The following is a 19,314-nucleotide window of genomic DNA, read 5'->3' as shown; positions in this document are numbered from 1 at the left end:
TCCTGTTAACCTGCGAATGATGATGAAGTGGCCTGGAGCAAGTCTGAGTAAGGCGGCCACGGCGTATCTGGCTGAGGTTCCGGGAGCTGGTAAACTACTTTGGCATCTTCATTTGGCACATTTTTGTGCAATGCGTACCCTTGTTCATCCAGTTCACCCTGCAAAACCTGCCCCCCTTCAAACGTAATTTGATATCCGGCTCCCGCTATCGGCTGATTGCTTTGATCAAAGAAATTCAGCGCAATGTCCACCTGGTTGGCAATGGCGCCAGGGAGTATGGCTATTTCAGGTTTATCTTGTGCTTTTGTCTGCCTGACGTAATACCCGGCCCTTGTTCTGTACTCACCTGCCGTCGCCGACTCAATGGCATGAACATCCAGCGTGATATAACTCCCGCCGCCGTTTACCGTCAGCTTCTTCTTCGCGATGATTTTGATTTCATCTTCCGTGCTGACAATGCTGATTTCCTTGCGCGCCAGTAATTCCATCAGGTCGTTCTGCGCCTGCATCTGTACCGGCCCCTGATTGGCAATAAGCTTCATACCAAGCTTGCGGACAAACACGCTCAGGGCATTACCCACCCCGACAAACAGGTTTTTCACCGCGCTGACGTCAGCATTTTTACCGGCCGTGGCAATCAGGTTCTGCCCGGCTGAGACCTGCAGGTGCTCGCCGCTGGTCAGCGCCATACCCTCCGGCGCGCTGAGCAACAGCACCGACTTTTGAAGGTCGCTAATTTCTTGTTCCAGCAGTTTGATTTGCGCCTGGAGATCGGCCGGGTTCGCGGTCGCCTTCTGCGCGTCATTCGAGATGTCGGTCATCTGCTCCCGGGCGTTACCCAGATTGTTGACCGCCGACTGCATTTCCAGCACCTTGCCCTGCGCTTTTGCCTGGCCATCCGCTGTGATGAACAGCCCTTTCTGCGCCCGGATGGCCCCCCAGCTGTCGGTTCTGAGCTCAAAACCCTCGCCGCGCTTCTGTTTTTCGCTGTCGACGAGGTGGCCCAGGTTCAGCTGGCTCTTGCCGCCATGCTCCGTCGAGACCTTGATGTGCTCCTGGCCGCGATTATCGTCGAGGCGAATTTTGTTGTTCGCAGGTGTGCGCAGGACGTTGCGTTTGTAGTTCTGAATAGTGACGTGGTCACCGTGAGCCGAGTCGTGCAGCACGCCGGAGATATACGGCCTGTCCGGGTTACCGTCCTCAAAACCAATCGCCACTTCGGTGCCCGCCAGCAGCGGCAGGTGCAGGCCGTAAGTGTCGCCAGCATACGGGCGGGACTGACGTACCCACAGGCTCTCAAACCCGTTTTCCCAGTTGTCCCGGTCAAACAGCATGTTGACGCGATAGCGACCGTCTTTATCGATATGGCCGTAGGTGTCGTTTTCGGTGGTACTGGTGACACGGGCCGGGAGTGTGCCTGCCATCACCGGGCGTTTGCCGGGTTCCGGGCGGAAACCAAAATTCGTGCTGTCCGGCATTCCGCTGAAATGTACTTCAAAATCTTTGTCACGTTTTGCTGCACTGGTCATTTCGGTGATGACCATCCCCTTGCTGAACACCTCAGCCACTTCATAACCGCCGGTCACCTTCAGCAGCATCCCCGGAGAGAGCAGCGGGCAGCTGGTAATGGCCTGCGCCTGCGTCTGGCCATTCAGGTAGCGTTCATGGCGAATACGGGCGTAAAACGCGCCGGACTCCGGGGCCGGATTGCGGTCATATGCGCTGCCCTGGGTCAGGTAGTTATCGGCATAGTGATAGGCATCGCCGTAGGTGGTCGCATCCCCGCTGGTAGCATCTACAAGCGTGTTCATGTCTTCCGTGGCCTGACGGTAGTTGTAGTCGCGGGTGCTGACCTGTTTCTGTACCACCTTATGGTGGCATTCCATCTCCCAGACCGAGTCCACGCCTTTCGAATGCTGCCCTGACGGCGGAACCGATGGTAGCGTAAGGCCTTTCTCATACCCCTGCTGGCTGTCGTAAAATTCCACCACATCGATGTTGAGGCGCGTGTCGGTAGTAAAACGAAACCAGATGCCGACCTCACCCAACAGGCGGGTGATAAAGCGCAGGTCGTCTTCGCCGTACTGCATTACCTGCTCGCGGCGCGGGTATTCCTTACTCAGCGAGAACAGAAAATCCTGACCGCGCATGCTGTGGCGCTCACGCAGGATTTTTTCCACGATTTGCGGAACGGACATGTCCTGGTAAATGGCGTTCTGGTGTGAACGGTCAAGCAGCGCCAGACGCGGCGTGAGGGTCAGGGCGTAGTGAGTTTCATCCTTTGAGGTTCCGAGGCGTTCGAACCCGCTCACCACGCCCTGAAGGGTGCGCACGGCCTGCTGCATCTTAATACCAAAGCCCTGGTCAACCGGAGCCTGCAGCGTCAGGGAGGCTGTTTTCATCAGCATCATCTCTTTGCTGATAGCGTGGTCGCCGCTGGTGAACTCAATGCGGTAGCTGAACGGTTTGCTCAGGGCTTCATTACCTTCAAAGGCCAGCACGTCGAGCGCGGCATCGCATCCCTTCACCGCCAGAAGATGGTGGTTATGGCTGAATCTCAGAGCGGCGAACTCAGACATTATAATTCCTCATGTTTATATAACGCCCATCACATAAACAAATATAAAAATACAATTAGAGATTCCCTTAATTGAGTGAACAGCATTAACCAGGGCATTAAAATTAGCAAAAGCGCTTAAGATGAACGAATATTAACCCACAAATTCCCTTTGGAAAACATAGAAATAATTAAATCAATGGTTATATACAAAATACAAATTCCAATAACGAAATTCATTCATAAAATAAATATATAAATGCATGCTGAATAATAATGCCACAATGAAATCGGTTGATGCTGCTCTCTCAGACGGGTTCTGCGTGAGCGCGCACTGGTTTTGTCATTTAGCCGTGCTAAAGTGGCGAAAGGTCACTTTTACGGAGTTCGTTGATTCTCATGATACGTTTCGCAGTCATTGGTACCAACTGGATCACCCGCCAGTTTGTCGATGCCGCCCATGAAACCGGCAGCTATAAGCTAACCGCCGTTTATTCCCGCAGCGCCGAACAGGCCCAGGCGTTCGCCAGCGATTACATGGTGGAGCACACCTTCACTTCGCTCGATGAGATGGCGCAAAGCGACGTTATCGACGCGGTATATATTGCCAGCCCAAACTCCCTGCACTTCCCGCAGACGAAGCTGTTCCTGAGCTATAAAAAGCACGTTATCTGTGAGAAACCTTTTGCCTCCAACATCAAGGAAGCGGAAGAGGCTATCGCGATTGCGCGGGAAAACGAGGTGGTGCTGTTTGAAGCATTCAAGACCGCCAGCCTGCCGAACTTCATAGCGTTGCAGCAGTCGCTCGACAAAGTGGGCAACCTGCGCAAGGCGTTTATCAACTACTGCCAGTACTCATCACGCTATCAGCGCTATCTCGACGGCGAAAACCCGAACACCTTTAACCCGGCGTTTTCCAACGGTTCGATTATGGATATCGGCTTCTACTGCCTGGCCTCCGCTGTCGCGCTTTGGGGCGAGCCGCAGAGCGTGAAGGCTACAGCTTCGCTGCTGGCAAGCGGCGTTGACGCGCACGGCGTGGCGGTGCTGGACTACGGCGATTTCAGCGTGACGCTACAGCACTCCAAGGTGAGCGATTCCGTTCTGCCAAGCGAAATTCAGGGCGAAGACGGCTCGCTGGTGATCGAGAAAATCTCCGAGTGCCAGAAAGTGTCCTTCGTGCCGCGCGGCGGCAAAGCCCAGGACCTGACCCAACCACAGCACATCAACACCATGCTGTATGAAGCGGAAACGTTCGCCCGCCTGGTGGAAGCCGGTGAGGTGAACCATCCGGGTCTCGAAGTCAGCCGCATCACGGCGAAGCTGTCGACCGAAATCCGCCGTCAGACCGGCGTAGTCTTCCCGGCTGACGGTGCGGCTGCGTAAAACAATGTAAAACCGATGTTACAGGGCATTGACCCCCTCAATGCTCTGTAATATTTTGTCACACGCAAAGGGGAGTAACTTGTTAGCCGGTGGATCGTCATGACGATGCGAAAGCATCCGGTCGCCGGGCAACAGGAAAGAGATGCAGCATAATTTCTTTCCTGCTGTAAGTGAGACCTTGCCGAAAGGCGAGGTCCGGGCAAAAAATCCCATAACGGCTATCGTCTTTTGGACGTTAGCCGTTTTTTTTGCTTAAAGGAAAGATTATGAATACTGTCGGCACACCGTTACTTTGGGGCGGATTTGCTGTTGTGGTCGTCATTATGCTGGCGATCGATCTGCTGTTACAGGGACGGCGCGGCGCGCATACCATGACCATGAAGCAGGCGGCAAGCTGGTCGCTGGTCTGGGTCACTTTATCGCTGCTTTTCAACCTTGCCTTCTGGTGGTATCTCGCCCAAACCCAGGGCCGTGCCGTTGCCGATCCGCAGGCCATGGCGTTCCTCACGGGTTACCTGATTGAGAAAGCGCTGGCGGTAGATAACGTCTTCGTCTGGCTGATGCTGTTCAGCTACTTTGCGGTGCCGGCAGCGCTGCAGCGTCGGGTACTGGTGTACGGCGTTCTGGGCGCGATTGTGCTGCGTACGATCATGATCTTCACCGGAAGCTGGCTGATTTCCCAGTTCGAATGGCTGCTGTATGTGTTCGGCGCGTTCCTGCTGTTTACCGGCGTGAAGATGGCGCTGGCAAAAGAAGATGAAGGGGGTATCGGCGATAAGCCGCTGGTGCGCTGGATCCGCGGGCATCTGCGCATGACCGATAAAATCGAAAACGAACGCTTCTTCGTGCGCCAAAACGGCCTGCTGTACGCCACGCCGCTGCTGCTGGTGCTGATACTGGTGGAGCTGAGCGACGTGATTTTCGCGGTAGACAGCATTCCGGCTATCTTCGCGGTGACCACCGATCCGTTCATCGTGCTGACGTCGAACCTGTTTGCGATCCTCGGCCTGCGTGCCATGTACTTCCTGCTGGCGGGCGTGGCAGAACGCTTCTCAATGCTCAAATACGGCCTGTCGGTGATTCTGGTGTTTATCGGTATCAAGATGCTGATCGTCGATTTCTACCATATCCCTATCGCAATTTCACTGGGCGTGGTGTTCGGCATTCTGGTTGTGACGCTGCTTATCAATGCATGGGTTAATTACCAGCAGGATAAGAAACAGGCTTAACTGGCTTTGCCCGGCGGCGCTACGCTTGCCGGGCCTACAAGCCCCCAGTTAGCCGAATAAGCGAAGCGCCACCCGGCAACATTGTAAAACAACAGTTAAAAAACATGACGCAACACGTAAAATCCAGCATTTTACGCTTCCCTCCCCCACCACTTTCCCTATACTCGACCAGGCAAACATTTACTTACATCCGGACATAAATGTGACTCAGAGCACATCCGGGATGGAACGCAATTTCACTTAAGGAATACCCATGACCAAATCATCATCGGGTCTGTTTACGCGCCTGTCGCGCGGCAGCCTTGTTAAACAAATTCTCGTCGGCCTGATCCTGGGCATCCTGCTGGCCTGGGTCTCAAAGCCAGCAGCAGAAGCCGTTGGTCTGCTGGGTACGCTGTTCGTCGGTGCCCTGAAAGCCGTAGCCCCGGTACTGGTGCTGATGCTGGTAATGGCCTCTATCGCAAACCACCAGCACGGCCAGAAAACCAGTATTCGCCCAATTCTGTTCCTCTATCTGCTGGGTACTTTCTCCGCAGCGCTGACCGCAGTGCTGTTCAGCTTCCTGTTCCCCTCCACGCTGCATCTCAGCGCTGGCGCGGGCGATATTACGCCGCCGTCGGGCATCGTCGAAGTATTGCGTGGCCTGCTGATGAGTATGGTGAGTAATCCAATCGACGCACTGCTGCACGCCAACTACATCGGTATTCTGGTATGGGCCGTGGGCCTTGGCTTCGCGCTGCGTCACGGTAACGAATCAACGAAAAACCTGGTTAACGACGTTTCCAATGCCGTGACTTTTATGGTGAAACTGGTGATTCGCTTCGCACCAATCGGGATTTTCGGCCTGGTCTCGTCGACGCTTGCCACCACCGGCTTTGAAACGCTTTGGGGTTATGCACAGCTTCTGGTGGTACTGGTTGGCTGTATGCTGCTGGTCGCGCTGGTGATTAACCCGCTGCTGGTGTTCTGGAAAATTCGCCGCAACCCCTATCCGCTGGTGCTGATGTGCCTGCGCGAAAGCGGCGTTTATGCCTTCTTTACCCGCAGTTCTGCGGCTAACATTCCGGTGAACATGGCGCTGGCGGAGAAGCTGAATCTCGACCGTGATACTTATTCCGTATCGATTCCGCTGGGGGCAACCATCAACATGGCGGGCGCGGCAATCACTATCACCGTGCTGACGCTGGCGGCGGTCAATACCCTTGGCATTGCGGTCGATTTGCCCACCGCGCTGCTGCTGAGCGTCGTGGCATCACTGTGCGCCTGTGGCGCATCAGGCGTAGCCGGCGGTTCACTGCTGCTGATCCCGCTGGCCTGTAATATGTTCGGCATTCCAAACGATGTCGCCATGCAGGTTGTTGCGGTCGGCTTTATCATCGGCGTCTTGCAGGACTCCTGCGAAACCGCGCTGAACTCCTCCACCGACGTGCTGTTTACCGCCGCCGCCTGCCAGGCAGAAGATGAGCGCCTGGCGAAGGACGCGCTGCGCGGATAAAAATAAAGCCGGATGGCGATAACGCTTATCCGGCCTACAGGATCGGCAAGATTTTGTTGGCCGGATAAGGCGGGTCGTCCCCATCCGGCACGTTATCTTCAGAGCGTTACGCCCGACTTAAACAGCGCCAGCTCGCGGAAATCATTCTTCTCGTTGCAGGTCTGTTTGCCGTTAGCAAATTCCACAATTGCATCCACGAACTCCGTCAGCAGCTCCGGCATCGCTTTGCCGTGAATCAACTGCCCCGCATCGAAGTCGATCCAGTGCTTTTTCTTCGCCGCCAGCTCGCTGTTGGTGGCGATTTTCACCGTCGGCACAAAGCCGCCGTACGGCGTGCCGCGCCCGGTGCTGAACAGCACCATGTGGCAGCCCGCTCCGGCGAGTGCGCTGGTCGCCACCGCATCGTTACCCGGTGCGCTTAGCAGATTCAGCCCGTGGGTTTTCAGGCGTTCTCCGTAGCGAAGCACGTCCACCACCTGGCTTGAGCCCGCCTTCTGCGTACAGCCCAGGGATTTCTCTTCCAGCGTGGTGATCCCGCCCGCTTTGTTGCCCGGCGAAGGGTTCTCGTAGATCGGCTGATTGTGCGCGATAAAGTATTGCTTGAAGTCGTTGACCATGGTGACGGTCTTTTCAAACGTCGCTTCGTCGCGGCAGTGGCTCATCAGGATCTGCTCGGCGCCAAACATCTCCGGCACTTCTGTCAGTACGGTCGTGCCGCCGTTACCAATCACGTAGTCAGAGAAACGCCCGAGCATCGGGTTAGCGGTGATGCCGGACAGCCCATCGGAGCCGCCGCATTCAAGGCCAAACTTCAGCTCGCTCAGCTTGCCCGACTCGCGCTTGTCGTGGCGCATAACGTCATACAGCTGATGCAGCAGCTCAAGACCCGCCTCCACTTCATCGTCCTGCTTCTGGCAAATCATGAAATGCACGCGGTCAGCGTCAAATTCGCCCAGCGTTTCGCGGAACACATCGACCTGGTTGTTTTCACAGCCGAGGCCAATCACCAGCACTGCCCCGGCGTTCGGGTGGCGCACCATATTCTGCAGCATGGTACGGGTGTTAACGTGATCGTCACCAAGCTGCGAACAGCCGTAAGTGTGACTAAACAGGAACACCCCGTCGGTGCCTTCTGCGTTGTTTGTCTCTTTCAGAAAACGGTTCTGAATCTGACGCGCGATACCGTTCACGCAGCCAACGGTCGGCAGGATCCACAGTTCGTTGCGAACGCCCACCTCACCGTTCGCCCGGCGGAAGATCTGCACGTCACGATCGCTTGCCTGAGCGAGTTCGCTGTGCAGATCCGGTTGATAGCTGTACTCATCCAAATCGCTGAGATTGGTTCGTGTGTTGTGGGAATGAATATGTTCCCCGGGCGCAATGTCCGTCAGCGCATGACCAATAGGCAGTCCATATTTGATGACGTTTTCACCCTTCGCGATGGCGTGCAGGGCAAACTTGTGCCCGCGCACGACGTCCGCCAGCAGGCGTACCGTCTGACCTTCCACGGTCACTTCCTGTCCCGCTGCGATATCCGCCAGCGCGACAACCACGTTGTCCAGCGAATGGATTTTGATGTATTGCATATCAACCAACCTTAATGCCGATGCGGTAGCGAATCAGTTCAGTTCAATGGCGAAGTAGTCGCGCGCATTGTTAAAGCAGATATTTCTGACCATTTCGCCCAGCAGTTGAATGTCGGCTGGCGCTTCGCCTGCGGCGACCCAGCGGCCAATCATCTGGCACAGAATGCGGCGGAAATATTCATGACGCGTATAAGAGAGGAAGCTGCGGCTGTCGGTCAGCATCCCGACAAAGCGGCTCAACAGGCCAAGCTGCGCCAGCTGCGTCATCTGACGCTCCATACCGTCTTTCTGATCGTTGAACCACCAGCCGGAACCAAACTGCATCTTGCCCGGCATCCCTTCGCCCTGGAAGTTACCGATCATGGTGCCCAGCACTTCGTTATCGCGCGGGTTCAGGCAGTACAGAATGGTCTTCGGCAGCAGGTTTTCTTCATTCTGCTTGCTCAGCAGCTTCGACAGCGCTTCCGCCATCGGACGGTCATTGATGGAGTCGAAGCCGACGTCCGCCCCCAGCAGCTTAAACTGGCGCTGGTTGTTGTTGCGCAGCGCGCCGATATGGTACTGCTGTACCCAGCCGCGACGGGCGTATTCACCACCGAGCCACACCAGAACAGCCGTTTTGAACTGCGCGACTTCGTGCTCGCTCAGGGTTTCGCCTGACAGACGACGCGCCAGAATCGCATCCAGTTCCGCTTCGCTTGCTTCCGCAAACAACACCACGTCCAGCGCGTGATCCGAAACCTTACAGCCGTGCGCCGCAAAGTGATCCAGGCGGCGGCCCAGCGCGGTTTGCAGATCGCTGAAGCGACGGATGTTGGTGTCAGACACTTCGCTGAGCTTCGCCATATAGTCGTTGAAGGTAGCCTGTTCAATATTGAACGCTTTATCCGGGCGCCAGCTTGGCAGCACTTTCACGTCAAAGCTTGTGTCTTTCGCCACGGCGGCATGATGTTCAAGGGAATCGATCGGATCGTCGGTGGTGCCGACCATCTTCACGTTCATCTGCTTCATGATCCCGCGCGCAGAGAAGTTGTCCTGCGCCAGCAGATCGTTGCACTGGTTCCAGATCTCATCGGCCGTTGCCGGAGAAAGCAGCTTGCCAGTGATGCCGAACGGACGACGCAGCTCGAGGTGCGTCCAGTGATACAGCGGGTTGCCAATGGTGTGCGGCACTGTCGCGGCCCACGCATCGAATTTTTCACGATCGGACGCATCCCCGGTACACAGCCTTTCCGCTACGCCGTTGGTGCGCATCGCACGCCATTTATAGTGATCGCCTTTCAGCCAGATGTCATACAGGTTTTTAAAACGGTAATTTTCGGCAACCTGCTGCGGCGGCAAATGGCAGTGGTAGTCGAAAATCGGCTGGTCTTTGGCGTAGTCATGGTACAGACGGCGGGCAAATTCGGTATCGAGCAGGAAATCTTCGGTCATAAACGGCGTCATTATCGTCTTCCTCATTATAGAGTGCGTCAGATGCTTAACTGCAATGGTGACAAAGTTATCACACCAATTTCCAGCCACCGAAGAATTTTTCGTGAGTCAGATCAATAAACACCGACAAAAAAAGTACTCAATAAGAAGTAAACAACGTGCCAGGCCGCGCAGACACTGGCTTTATTCATCAGCAATAAAGACCCTACGGTTATTCCAGCATTTGTGACGGTTCTCACCTTTTAAAGTTGTATGACAAGTTATCGTTTGCCCCGTCGCAACCTATCAGCCGACGGAATGCATTACCGATGACAGCGTCGTCGGAATTACCCGGTACGGATACCGAATTCGCAGGATTACTCATGGCAAGGTTCGGGCCGTTACAGTTTGTCTGTTACGCCCCCGTTACTTAAACATCCTCCTTCCTCCCAGGAAGATGACCGCGCGGTGCGCGGATAAAACAAATGACGAGGTTTTAGATGCGTAAAATTAAAGGGTTACGTTGGTACATGATCGCACTGGTGACGCTTGGCACCGTGCTGGGTTATCTGACCCGTAACACCGTGGCCGCCGCCGCACCGACGTTGATGCAAGAACTGCATATTTCCACCCAGCAATACTCCTACATTATCGCCGCCTACTCCGCGGCTTATACCGTGATGCAGCCTGTAGCAGGCTACGTACTCGACCTGCTCGGCACCAAAATTGGCTACGCTATGTTTGCCGTACTCTGGGCCTGTTTCTGCGGTGCAACCGCGCTGGCAGGCAGCTGGGGAGGCCTGGCGCTGGCACGTGGTGCTGTGGGTGCTGCGGAAGCCGCGATGATCCCTGCGGGTCTGAAAGCGAGCTCCGAGTGGTTCCCGGCGAAGGAACGTTCCGTGGCAGTTGGCTACTTCAACGTGGGCTCATCGATTGGCGCGATGATTGCTCCGCCGCTGGTCGTCTGGGCGATTGTGATGCACAGCTGGCAGATGGCGTTCATTATTTCCGGCGTCCTGAGCTTCGCCTGGGCAATGGCCTGGCTTATCTTCTATAAGCATCCGCGCGATCAGAAAAAATTAAGCGATGAAGAGCGCGAGTACATCATCGGCGGTCAGGAAGCCCAGCATCAAACCAACAACGCGAAGAAAATGTCTGCCTGGCAGATCGTCCGCAACCGTCAGTTCTGGGGCATTGCGCTGCCGCGCTTCCTGGCAGAACCGGCATGGGGAACGTTCAACGCCTGGATCCCGCTGTTTATGTTCAAAGTTTACGGCTTCGACCTGAAGCACATCGCGATGTTCGCCTGGATGCCAATGCTGTTTGCCGACCTCGGCTGCGTCGTTGGCGGCTATCTGCCGCCGCTGTTCCAGCGCGTCTTTGGCGTAAACCTGATTGTCTCCCGTAAGCTGGTGGTGACCATGGGCGCGGTACTGATGATTGGCCCGGGCATGATTGGCCTGTTCACCAGCCCGTATATAGCGATTGCACTGCTGTGCGTCGGCGGCTTCGCTCACCAGGCTCTGTCCGGTGCGCTGATCACGCTCTCTTCTGATGTGTTTGGCCGTAACGAAGTGGCAACGGCAAACGGCCTGACCGGTATGGCGGCCTGGACAGCAAGCACCCTGTTTGCGCTTGTGGTTGGTGCCCTGGCGGATACGCTTGGCTTCAGCCCGCTGTTCGCGGTGCTGGCGCTGTTTGACCTGATAGGTGCGGTAGTGATCTGGACCGTCCTGCAGAACAAACCTGCGGCGGAAAATATCCAGACCGTTGGCGGCCCGGTTACGCAGAGCTAAGCCTTATCACGACTGACATTAAAGCCGCTCACCGAGCGGCTTTTTGCTGGTTCAGGGTGGTGAGGATTGGGTAAAAGTGGTATAACAAATTCATTATGCTGTACCCTGCCTGGAGCGAATATGGAAATCACGGAATCACGCCGTTTATATCAACAGCTTGCCGCTGAGCTGAAAGATCGCATTGAGCAAGGCGTTTATCTTGTGGGCGACAAGCTGCCTGCAGAACGTTTTATTGCCGACGAGAAGAACGTCAGCCGTACGGTTGTCCGTGAAGCCATCATTATGCTGGAGGTTGAAGGCTACGTTGAAGTGCGTAAAGGCTCCGGTATTCATGTTATTTCCAGCACGGCTAAGCACTACCAGACCCCGGATGAATCCCTTGAGTTTGCGAATTATGGCCCCTTTGAGCTGCTTCAGGCTCGTCAGCTGATTGAAAGCAACATTGCTGAATTTGCGGCGACTCAGGTCACCAAGCAGGACATCATGAAGCTGATGGAGATTCAGGAAAAGGCGCGCAAAGAGAAGTGCTTCCGCGATTCAGAATGGGATTTGCAGTTCCACGTGCAGGTGGCAATGGCAACGCAAAATACCGCGCTTGCGGCCATCGTCGAAAAAATGTGGACGCAGCGCGTACACAACCCGTACTGGAAAAAACTGCACGATCACATCGACTCTCGAACCGTTGATAACTGGTGCGACGATCACGATCAGATCCTGAAAGCGCTGATCCGTAAAGATCCCCATGCGGCGAAGCTGGCAATGTGGCAGCACCTTGAAAACACCAAACAAATGCTGTTTAACGAAACCAGCGATGACTTTGAATTCAACGCCGATCGCTATCTGTTTGCGGAAAATCCGGTCGTTCATCTCGATACAGCCGCTAACGGCGTAAAATAAGCGTTTCTTTACCCTCGATGCCTTATCGAGGGTAAGTTAAGCCACTATAGTGTCAGCCTGTGTAAAATCCCTCGCCTCGCCCTCTTTCAGAAAGCAAAATCACTGCTCAACAATCTGTAATTTCTGTGACGCAGAACCAGAGGCTTTGTTACACTTAGATGCAATTTGGCGTTCGCGAAACGGGCTGCCCCGTTTCGTATAAACATGGATAAGTTCGGAACGCCACGCCAGCGTCCATAATCAATCAATAACAACTGACGTCCGGCAGACAACGCGTTCAGGCGTGACATTAATCGATGTACCAGGAATCGTGAATGGAACTGTTAACCCAATTACTTGATGCCTTATGGAGTCAGGATTTCGAAACCCTCGCGAATCCTTCCCTCATCGGCATGCTTTACCTCGTATTATTTATGATTCTGTTTCTTGAGAATGGGATCCTCCCTGCGGCGTTTCTGCCCGGCGACAGCCTGCTGATCCTGGTCGGCGTACTGATTGCCAAAGGCGTGATGGGCCTCCCACAGACGCTGCTGCTGCTCACCGTTGCCGCAAGTCTCGGTTCCTGGGTCAGCTACATTCAGGGGCGCTGGCTCGGCAATACGCGCCTCGTACAAACCTGGATGTCGCATCTGCCTGCACATTACCACCAGCGCGCGCATCATCTGTTCCATAAGCATGGTTTATCCGCGCTGCTGGTTGGCCGCTTTATCGCTTTCGTACGTACCCTGCTCCCGACCATCGCCGGGTTGTCCGGCCTGAGCAACACCCGTTTTCAGTTCTTTAACTGGATGAGCGGCCTGCTGTGGGTGGTTATCCTCACCACGCTCGGCTACGCGCTGGGTAAAACGCCGGTATTCCAGAAATACGAAGATGCGTTAATGTCCTGTCTGATGCTGCTGCCTGTGGTATTGCTGGTATTTGGCCTTATCGGTTCGCTGGTCGTGCTGTGGAAGAAAAAATACGGTAACCGGAGTTAAGCATGGAATTGCGTAACGTCACCCTGCGCCGGCTCAGCCTCTGTTTCGGTGCACTGCTCATGCTGTGCGCCCTCATCTGGTTTGGAAGCGCGGTGCAACAGCGGGAATCATCGCTGGCCATTCGCCCGGTGAGCGCAAGCGTCAGCATGCCGGACGGCTTCTCCGTCTGGCATCACCTGGATGCCAACGGTATCCCCTTTAAAAGCATCACCCCACAGAAAGATGCCTTAGTGATCAAATTTGAATCCAGCGATCAGAGCGCCGCCGCCAAAGAGGTGCTGGACAGAACGCTGCCCCACGGTTACATCATCGCCCAGCAGGACGACGACGACTCGCTGACCCCGCACTGGCTTTCCCGCTTCCGTGATAACCCACACCGTTTCGGTTAATCCCTTCCAGGATTCTGAATCTTTTCACAGGCTTTGGTGATTTCGCGTTTACTAACTATCATTGAGTAAGCGGAAGTCACCATCCTCATCTCATCGACTGGGTGGGGCAATGTCCAGCGTTGCCCACGACACAATGGAAGGTTTCACCTATGAAATACCGCATTTTTCTGACTTTGGGCCTTGTCACGCTGAGCACAGCCGCGTTTGCCACCACGCCGTGCCAGGAGAAAGAGCAGGACATTCAGCGCGAAATTCACTACGCCGAAAAGCACCACAACCAGAGCCGGATTGACGGTCTGAACAAAGCGTTACGCGAAGTGAAAAACAGCTGTAGCGACACAAAACTTCGCGCCGACCACCAGCAGAAAATTGCCAGACAAAAAGAGGAAGTCACCGAGCGTCGCCACGACCTGGACGAAGCGAAAGCCAAAGGTGATGCGGACAAAATCAGTAAACGTGAACACAAGCTCGCAGAAGCGCAGGAGCAGCTGAAAGCGCTGGAGTCTCGTGATTATTGAGTCAATGGAAGTCTAATCTCGTCAACTGGAGAACACCATGTCAAAAGAGAACACCTCAGAACATCTTCGTGCCGAACTGAAATCCCTGGCGGATACCCTGGAAGAGGTGCTGAACTCCTCCACCGATAAATCAAAAGAAGAGTTGGGCAAACTGCGCAGCAAAGCAGAACGCGCACTGAAGGATAGCCGCAATCGTCTGGGCGAAACCAGCGACGTTATTGCCAAACAAACCCGTGAAGCGGCCGCGCGCGCAGATGAGTACGTACGTGATAACCCATGGACTGGCGTAGGTATCGGTGCAGCCGTCGGGCTGGTGCTGGGTGTGCTGCTGACGCGTCGCTGATTATGGCTGATTCACATCGCACACACGGGCCGGGCAAAAGCGTCTTTGGTATCGGTCAGCGGATCGTCACCATCATGGTCGAGATGGTCGAAACCCGTCTGCGACTGGCGGTGGTCGAGCTGGAAGAGGAGAAAGCCAACCTCTTCCAGATGTTGCTGATGCTTGGCCTGACCATGCTGTTCGCCGCCTTTGGGTTAATGAGCCTGATGGTGCTGATTATCTGGGCCATCGATCCGCAGTACCGCCTGAACGCCATGATTGCCACCACCGTGGTGCTGCTTGCGCTGGCGCTTATTGGCGGCCTCTGGACGCTGCGTAAGGCACGGCGCTCCACCTTCCTGCGCCACACCCGCAACGAGCTGGCGAACGACCGGGCGCTGCTTGAGGACGACGATCGTGAGTAAGAGCAAACTGGAGCTGCAAAAACGCAAAGCGTATTTGCTGAGCCAGATTCAGCAGCAGCGGCTGGATCTTTCTGCCAGCCGCCGCGACTGGCACGAGGCCACGGGCGTCTACGATCGTGGCTGGAACACGCTGCTTAACCTGCGTTCCTGGGCGCTGGTTGGCAGCAGCGTGATGGCCATCTGGAGCGTTCGTCATCCCCGCTTCCTGGTGCGCTGGGCCCGCCGGGGCTTTGGTGCCTGGAGCGCATACCGCCTGGTAAAAAATACGCTTCGCCAGCAGCAGTTCCGTTGATGTTGCCAAATGGCTGAATGCCGGGTGGCGCTACCGCTTACCCGGCCTCCTTTCCCTCTCTTTGCCTCCCCCCGGACCTGATTTGTAGGCCAGGTAAGGCATTAGCCGCCACCAGGCAATCCGCGCCATCAGGCAACCCCGCACACACTCAATATATTTGAAGAAGACTGACAGTTTTCCTTGCTAACAATCCCGCACCGTCACGTTTACACTCCTTTCCATCGACAGCAAGCACGCGGTATCTCTGCGAAATTGCACAACAAATCAATACAGACGCCCAAAAGGTTTGATGGAGAGTAGAATGAAAAAATTAGAAGATGTTGGTTTCCTGGTAGCACGTATTCTGATGCCAATCCTGTTTATCACCGCAGGCTGGGGCAAGATCACCGGCTACGCTGGCACCCAACAATACATGGAAGCCATGGGCGTTCCGGGTGCGCTGCTGCCTCTGACCATTCTGCTCGAGTTTGGCGGCGGCCTGGCCATTCTGTTCGGTCTGCTGACCCGTACCACCGCGATTATTACCGCCATCTTTACGCTGCTGACCGCGTTCATCTTCCACAGCAACTTTGCGGAAGGCGTGAACTCCCTGATGTTCATGAAGAACATGACCATCGCAGGTGGCTTCCTGGTACTGGCTATCACCGGCCCTGGTGCCCTGAGTCTGGACCGCGTGCTGAACAAAAAGTGGTAAGGCATCTATACTGAATGCATCAAAAAGCGAGGAGCGTCTTCCTCGCTTTTGCCATTTGAAGGAGAGAGAACATGGGACAACTGATTGACGGCGTCTGGCATGACACCTGGTATGACACAAAATCAACCGGGGGGCGTTTCAAACGTTCCGTTTCGGCGTTTCGTAACTGGCTGACCGCCGATGGCGCGCCCGGCCCCTCCGGAGAAGGCGGGTTTGCCGCCGAGAAAGATCGCTATCATTTATACGTTTCCCTCGCCTGCCCGTGGGCACACCGCACGCTGATTATGCGCGCGCTGAAAGGCCTGGAAGCGTTTATCGACGTCTCTGTGGTCAACCCGCTGATGTTCGAAAACGGCTGGACCTTCGACGACAGCTTCCCCGGCGCAACCGGCGACAGCCTGTACCAAAACGAATTTCTCTATCAGCTCTACCTCCACGCCGATCCGCACTACAGCGGGCGCGTCACCGTTCCGGTGCTGTGGGATAAAAAGAACCACACCATCGTCAGCAACGAATCCGCTGAAATCATCCGTATGCTGAACACGGCGTTTGACGGCCTCGGCGCACGCGCGGGAGACTACTACCCGGAAGCGCTGCGTGGGAAAATAGACGAGCTGAACGGCTGGATCTACGACACCATCAATAACGGCGTCTACAAGGCCGGGTTTGCTACCAGCCAGGAGGCCTACGACGAAGCGGTGAATAAAGTCTTTGAATCCCTCGCGCGCGTCGAACAGATCCTCAATCAGCACCGCTATCTGACGGGTAACCAGCTAACCGAAGCCGACCTCCGTCTGTGGACAACGCTGGTACGCTTCGACCCGGTGTACGTCACCCACTTCAAATGCGACAAGCACCGCATCAGCGATTATCCGAACCTGTACGCTTTCCTGCGCGATATTTATCAGCTGCCGGGCGTGGCGGAGACGGTCAATTTTGACCACATTCGTAACCACTATTACCGCAGCCACAAAACCATTAACCCGACAGGGATCATCTCCATCGGCCCCTGGCAGGATCTCGACGAACCGCACGGGCGCGACGTCCGCTTCCGCTAATTATCAAGGGCATCTCTGGATGCCCTTTTTTAATTCATCTTTTGCATCTATCCTTACCTCGATCGCTTAGAAAACAAGTGATTGACTGATAATCGAGGCAAGGAAAATGGACTGGTATCTAAAAGTACTGAAGAATTACATCGGATTTGGTGGCCGCGCACGCCGGAAAGAATACTGGATGTTCGTGCTGATAAGCTTCGTTCTGGCCGGGGTACTAAGCATTATCGATAAGATCCTCGGCTGGGAGCGCGCCGGAGGTGAAGGTGTGCTGGCAAGCATTTATGGTCTGCTGGTGCTGCTGCCGGGGCTGGCGGTACAGTTCCGCCGTCTGCACGACACCGATCGTTCCGCGTGGTGGCTGCTTATCTGGCTGATCCCGGTGATCGGCTGGCTGGTGATCCTGGTCTTTAACTGCCAGAGCGGCACGCCAGGCGACAACCGCTTCGGGCCGGACCCGAAAGCATCAGATGCAACGCAGCGGATTGTGTCATAACGCCTTCTGCGTATAACAAAAAACGCTCCCGTCTGAGGAGCGTTTTCGTTTCTGCGTTCGCTATTTATGGTGTGCAAACAACTTTGGTATTTCGCGCAGGCACCAGGCTTTCGCTTCGCCCATGCTGTCACGCCGCCAGGCCATAATGATATCGATTTCGTTGGTGTATTCCGGGCTGACAACCCGCAGGCGCCCTTCGGCGATGTCCTGCTCTACCAGCGGATACGGCATCGTCGCCACGCCAAGCCCGGCAAGCAGCGCCTGACGCTTATCTTCAATGGTGCTGACGGTCAGGCGCGGCTGCTTATCGAGCAGCTGCACGGTTAACACTGGCCGTTCCCGGGCAGTATCAGCCACCGCCACGCCACGGTATTTCACGCGCGTCACTTCGGATAACGGTTCCGGCTCCTGATGGATCGGGTGATCCGGTGCCGCAACATACACGCTCATAATGGAATAAAGCTTGCGGGAGTTAATCTCGGAAGAGGAGCGAAAATGCATGTCCGGGGCGATCACTATATCCGCCCGCCCCTGCTCCAGCCTTTCCCATGCGCCCGCCAGCACTTCAGTAATGATCGACAGCTGCGTGTTGGCTTTCACCGCCAGCTTTTCCACCAGCGGGAACAGCTCAGGCGTCGGCACCAGCGCCTCTGTGACCAGCGTCAGGTGCGTTTCCCAGCCGCGAGCCAGCGCTTCGGCATCGGTGGTGAGCTTGTCCGCCGCTTCCAGCAAAACGCGTCCTCGCTCCAGCAGCATGCGCCCAACGTTGGTGAATTTTGTACGATGCCCTGAGCGGTCGAACAGCACCACGTCCAGCTCTTCTTCCAGCTTCTGCATGGTGTAGCTCAGCGCCGACGGAACGCGCCCCAGCTCATCGGCAGCGGCGGCAAAACTGCCTCGCCTGTCGATGGCATCCATTACTCTTAACGCTTCCAGCGTCAATGCTCTCTCTTTAGCCATGGCGTTCTCATTCAGGAAATTTGAACATACCGGGCAGAATATCTGGCTAACAATGCAGCGTCCATAGCTTTACCATTGTTTTAGTGTAAAGAGAGGTCAAGAATATGATTACTACCCGAACAGCCAAACAGTGTGGACAAGCCGATTTCGGCTGGCTGCAGGCCCGATACACTTTCTCCTTTGGACACTACTTCGACCCAAAACTGCTGGGCTACGCCTCGCTGCGCGTTCTGAATCAGGAAGTGCTCGGCCCAGGCAGCGCATTCCAGCCAAGAACGTACCCGAAAGTCGATATCCTTAACCTCATTCTGGAAGGGGAAGCCGAGTATCGCGACAGTGAAGGGAATCACGTTCAGGCCAAAGCAGGCGAAGCGCTGCTGATTGCCACCCAACCGGGTATCAGCTACAGCGAGCACAACCTCAGCAAAGACAAATCACTGACCCGCATGCAGCTGTGGCTCGATGCCTGCCCGGAAAGGGAAAACCCGCCGGTGCAGAAGCTGGCGCTCAGCAATACCGCGCAGCAGCTGATTGCCTCGCCGGACGGCAGCCAGCAGAGCGTGCAGTTGCGTCAGCAGGTATGGATCCATCACATTCAGTTAGAGAAAGGCGAGCAGCTCAGCTTCCAGCTTCATGGGCCTCGTGCGTACTTACAGTCGATTCACGGCACCGTTCATGCGCTAACGCCAAAAGCCGAACGGGAAGGCCTGACCTGCGGCGACGGCGCTTTTATTCGTGACGAGGCTAACATAACACTGGTTGCTGATACGCCGCTGCGCGCTTTGCTGATAGATTTACCGGTATAGCCCTGAATTCTGGCGGTCATC

General features: G+C 55.4%; 19 protein-coding genes. 15 read left to right on the top strand and 4 right to left on the bottom strand.

Annotated features, from left to right (window positions below):
• Nucleotides 1–5: 5 nt before the first annotated feature.
• On the bottom strand, nt 6–2,579 hold the full coding sequence (locus RTU33_RS04210) for a type VI secretion system tip protein VgrG (protein WP_312625528.1): 2,574 nt from the start codon (nt 2,577–2,579) through the stop codon (nt 6–8).
• A gap of 377 nt (nt 2,580–2,956) precedes the next feature.
• Between RTU33_RS04210 and RTU33_RS04205 the strand changes: the two genes are divergently transcribed.
• The 3 genes from RTU33_RS04205 (at nt 2,957) to sstT (ending at nt 6,667) form a co-directional block, all read left to right on the top strand.
• On the top strand, nt 2,957–3,943 hold the full coding sequence (locus RTU33_RS04205; RefSeq protein ID WP_312625526.1) for a Gfo/Idh/MocA family oxidoreductase: 987 nt from the start codon (nt 2,957–2,959) through the stop codon (nt 3,941–3,943).
• 266 nt (nt 3,944–4,209) lie between these two features.
• Nucleotides 4,210–5,172 (top strand): TerC family protein, encoded by a 963-nt coding sequence (locus RTU33_RS04200; protein ID WP_312625524.1) that lies wholly within the window; start codon nt 4,210–4,212, stop codon nt 5,170–5,172.
• A gap of 253 nt (nt 5,173–5,425) precedes the next feature.
• Nucleotides 5,426–6,667, top strand: coding sequence for a serine/threonine transporter SstT (gene sstT / locus RTU33_RS04195; protein WP_312625523.1), 1,242 nt, complete (start codon nt 5,426–5,428; stop codon nt 6,665–6,667).
• Between the two features lie 98 nt (nt 6,668–6,765).
• Here sstT and RTU33_RS04190 read toward each other — a convergent pair whose 3' ends face one another.
• Entirely contained in the window at nt 6,766–8,253 is a 1,488-nt protein-coding gene (locus RTU33_RS04190; RefSeq protein WP_312625521.1) for an altronate dehydratase family protein, read from the bottom strand.
• 33 nt (nt 8,254–8,286) lie between these two features.
• A complete protein-coding gene (uxaC, locus tag RTU33_RS04185) occupies nt 8,287–9,699 on the bottom strand; it encodes a glucuronate isomerase (protein WP_312625519.1) in 1,413 nt (470 codons plus the stop codon).
• A 467-nt stretch (nt 9,700–10,166) separates the two neighbouring features.
• Between uxaC and RTU33_RS04180 the strand changes: the two genes are divergently transcribed.
• The 11 genes from RTU33_RS04180 to RTU33_RS04130 all read left to right on the top strand — a co-directional run bounded on the left by RTU33_RS04180 (nt 10,167) and on the right by RTU33_RS04130 (nt 17,527).
• Nucleotides 10,167–11,462 (top strand): MFS transporter, encoded by a 1,296-nt coding sequence (locus RTU33_RS04180; RefSeq protein ID WP_312625517.1) that lies wholly within the window; start codon nt 10,167–10,169, stop codon nt 11,460–11,462.
• Between the two features lie 120 nt (nt 11,463–11,582).
• Nucleotides 11,583–12,359: a transcriptional regulator ExuR gene (gene exuR, locus RTU33_RS04175; protein WP_312625516.1), complete on the top strand. Its 777-nt coding sequence runs from the start codon at nt 11,583–11,585 to the stop codon at nt 12,357–12,359.
• Between the two features lie 314 nt (nt 12,360–12,673).
• Complete coding sequence (gene yqjA, locus RTU33_RS04170) at nt 12,674–13,336, top strand: DedA family general envelope maintenance protein YqjA (protein ID WP_312625515.1); 663 nt, start codon at nt 12,674–12,676, stop codon at nt 13,334–13,336.
• Between the two features lie 2 nt (nt 13,337–13,338).
• Complete coding sequence (mzrA, locus tag RTU33_RS04165) at nt 13,339–13,725, top strand: EnvZ/OmpR regulon moderator MzrA (RefSeq protein WP_312625513.1); 387 nt, start codon at nt 13,339–13,341, stop codon at nt 13,723–13,725.
• A gap of 149 nt (nt 13,726–13,874) precedes the next feature.
• The gene (locus RTU33_RS04160; RefSeq protein ID WP_312625512.1) at nt 13,875–14,243 is read left to right on the top strand and encodes a DUF1090 domain-containing protein; all 369 of its coding nucleotides are present in this window, start codon (nt 13,875–13,877) and stop codon (nt 14,241–14,243) included.
• A gap of 37 nt (nt 14,244–14,280) precedes the next feature.
• Nucleotides 14,281–14,586, top strand: coding sequence for a YqjD family protein (locus RTU33_RS04155; protein ID WP_312625510.1), 306 nt, complete (start codon nt 14,281–14,283; stop codon nt 14,584–14,586).
• A gap of 2 nt (nt 14,587–14,588) precedes the next feature.
• Entirely contained in the window at nt 14,589–14,990 is a 402-nt protein-coding gene (locus RTU33_RS04150; RefSeq protein ID WP_312625507.1) for a phage holin family protein, read from the top strand.
• A complete protein-coding gene (locus RTU33_RS04145) occupies nt 14,983–15,282 on the top strand; it encodes a YqjK-like family protein (RefSeq protein WP_312625505.1) in 300 nt (99 codons plus the stop codon). Before RTU33_RS04150 ends, RTU33_RS04145 begins: the two co-directional genes overlap by 8 nt.
• A 301-nt stretch (nt 15,283–15,583) precedes the next feature.
• Complete coding sequence (locus RTU33_RS04140; RefSeq protein WP_312625504.1) at nt 15,584–15,976, top strand: DoxX family protein; 393 nt, start codon at nt 15,584–15,586, stop codon at nt 15,974–15,976.
• A gap of 71 nt (nt 15,977–16,047) precedes the next feature.
• A complete protein-coding gene (locus RTU33_RS04135; protein ID WP_312625503.1) occupies nt 16,048–17,034 on the top strand; it encodes a glutathione S-transferase family protein in 987 nt (328 codons plus the stop codon).
• A gap of 106 nt (nt 17,035–17,140) precedes the next feature.
• Nucleotides 17,141–17,527, top strand: a complete 387-nt coding sequence (locus tag RTU33_RS04130) for a DUF805 domain-containing protein (RefSeq protein WP_312625502.1) — start codon at nt 17,141–17,143, stop codon at nt 17,525–17,527.
• A gap of 60 nt (nt 17,528–17,587) precedes the next feature.
• On the opposite strand, the gene yhaJ is transcribed toward RTU33_RS04130, so the two are convergent.
• Nucleotides 17,588–18,487 (bottom strand): DNA-binding transcriptional regulator YhaJ, encoded by a 900-nt coding sequence (gene yhaJ / locus RTU33_RS04125; protein ID WP_312625501.1) that lies wholly within the window; start codon nt 18,485–18,487, stop codon nt 17,588–17,590.
• 104 nt (nt 18,488–18,591) lie between these two features.
• Between yhaJ and RTU33_RS04120 the strand changes: the two genes are divergently transcribed.
• Complete coding sequence (locus tag RTU33_RS04120; protein WP_312625499.1) at nt 18,592–19,293, top strand: pirin family protein; 702 nt, start codon at nt 18,592–18,594, stop codon at nt 19,291–19,293.
• The last annotated feature ends 21 nt before the right edge of the window (nt 19,294–19,314 follow it).

The sequence above is a fragment of the Scandinavium sp. genome (genome assembly GCF_032012665.1).
Taxonomy (GTDB): Bacteria; Pseudomonadota; Gammaproteobacteria; order Enterobacterales; family Enterobacteriaceae; genus Scandinavium.
This window is presented reverse-complemented; position numbering and strand designations above follow the sequence as displayed.

What these genes read in the sequence shown, in the direction of transcription:
- RTU33_RS04210 (WP_312625528.1), bottom strand. Translation starts at nt 2,579, where the DNA reads ATGTCTGAGTTCGCCGCTCTGAGATTCAGCCATAACCACCATCTTCTG.
- RTU33_RS04205 (WP_312625526.1), top strand. Translation starts at nt 2,957, where the DNA reads ATGATACGTTTCGCAGTCATTGGTACCAACTGGATCACCCGCCAGTTT.
- RTU33_RS04200 (WP_312625524.1), top strand. Translation starts at nt 4,210, where the DNA reads ATGAATACTGTCGGCACACCGTTACTTTGGGGCGGATTTGCTGTTGTG.
- sstT (WP_312625523.1), top strand. Translation starts at nt 5,426, where the DNA reads ATGACCAAATCATCATCGGGTCTGTTTACGCGCCTGTCGCGCGGCAGC.
- RTU33_RS04190 (WP_312625521.1), bottom strand. Translation starts at nt 8,253, where the DNA reads ATGCAATACATCAAAATCCATTCGCTGGACAACGTGGTTGTCGCGCTG.
- uxaC (WP_312625519.1), bottom strand. Translation starts at nt 9,699, where the DNA reads ATGACGCCGTTTATGACCGAAGATTTCCTGCTCGATACCGAATTTGCC.
- RTU33_RS04180 (WP_312625517.1), top strand. Translation starts at nt 10,167, where the DNA reads ATGCGTAAAATTAAAGGGTTACGTTGGTACATGATCGCACTGGTGACG.
- exuR (WP_312625516.1), top strand. Translation starts at nt 11,583, where the DNA reads ATGGAAATCACGGAATCACGCCGTTTATATCAACAGCTTGCCGCTGAG.
- yqjA (WP_312625515.1), top strand. Translation starts at nt 12,674, where the DNA reads ATGGAACTGTTAACCCAATTACTTGATGCCTTATGGAGTCAGGATTTC.
- mzrA (WP_312625513.1), top strand. Translation starts at nt 13,339, where the DNA reads ATGGAATTGCGTAACGTCACCCTGCGCCGGCTCAGCCTCTGTTTCGGT.
- RTU33_RS04160 (WP_312625512.1), top strand. Translation starts at nt 13,875, where the DNA reads ATGAAATACCGCATTTTTCTGACTTTGGGCCTTGTCACGCTGAGCACA.
- RTU33_RS04155 (WP_312625510.1), top strand. Translation starts at nt 14,281, where the DNA reads ATGTCAAAAGAGAACACCTCAGAACATCTTCGTGCCGAACTGAAATCC.
- RTU33_RS04150 (WP_312625507.1), top strand. Translation starts at nt 14,589, where the DNA reads ATGGCTGATTCACATCGCACACACGGGCCGGGCAAAAGCGTCTTTGGT.
- RTU33_RS04140 (WP_312625504.1), top strand. Translation starts at nt 15,584, where the DNA reads ATGAAAAAATTAGAAGATGTTGGTTTCCTGGTAGCACGTATTCTGATG.
- RTU33_RS04135 (WP_312625503.1), top strand. Translation starts at nt 16,048, where the DNA reads ATGGGACAACTGATTGACGGCGTCTGGCATGACACCTGGTATGACACA.
- RTU33_RS04130 (WP_312625502.1), top strand. Translation starts at nt 17,141, where the DNA reads ATGGACTGGTATCTAAAAGTACTGAAGAATTACATCGGATTTGGTGGC.
- yhaJ (WP_312625501.1), bottom strand. Translation starts at nt 18,487, where the DNA reads ATGGCTAAAGAGAGAGCATTGACGCTGGAAGCGTTAAGAGTAATGGAT.
- RTU33_RS04120 (WP_312625499.1), top strand. Translation starts at nt 18,592, where the DNA reads ATGATTACTACCCGAACAGCCAAACAGTGTGGACAAGCCGATTTCGGC.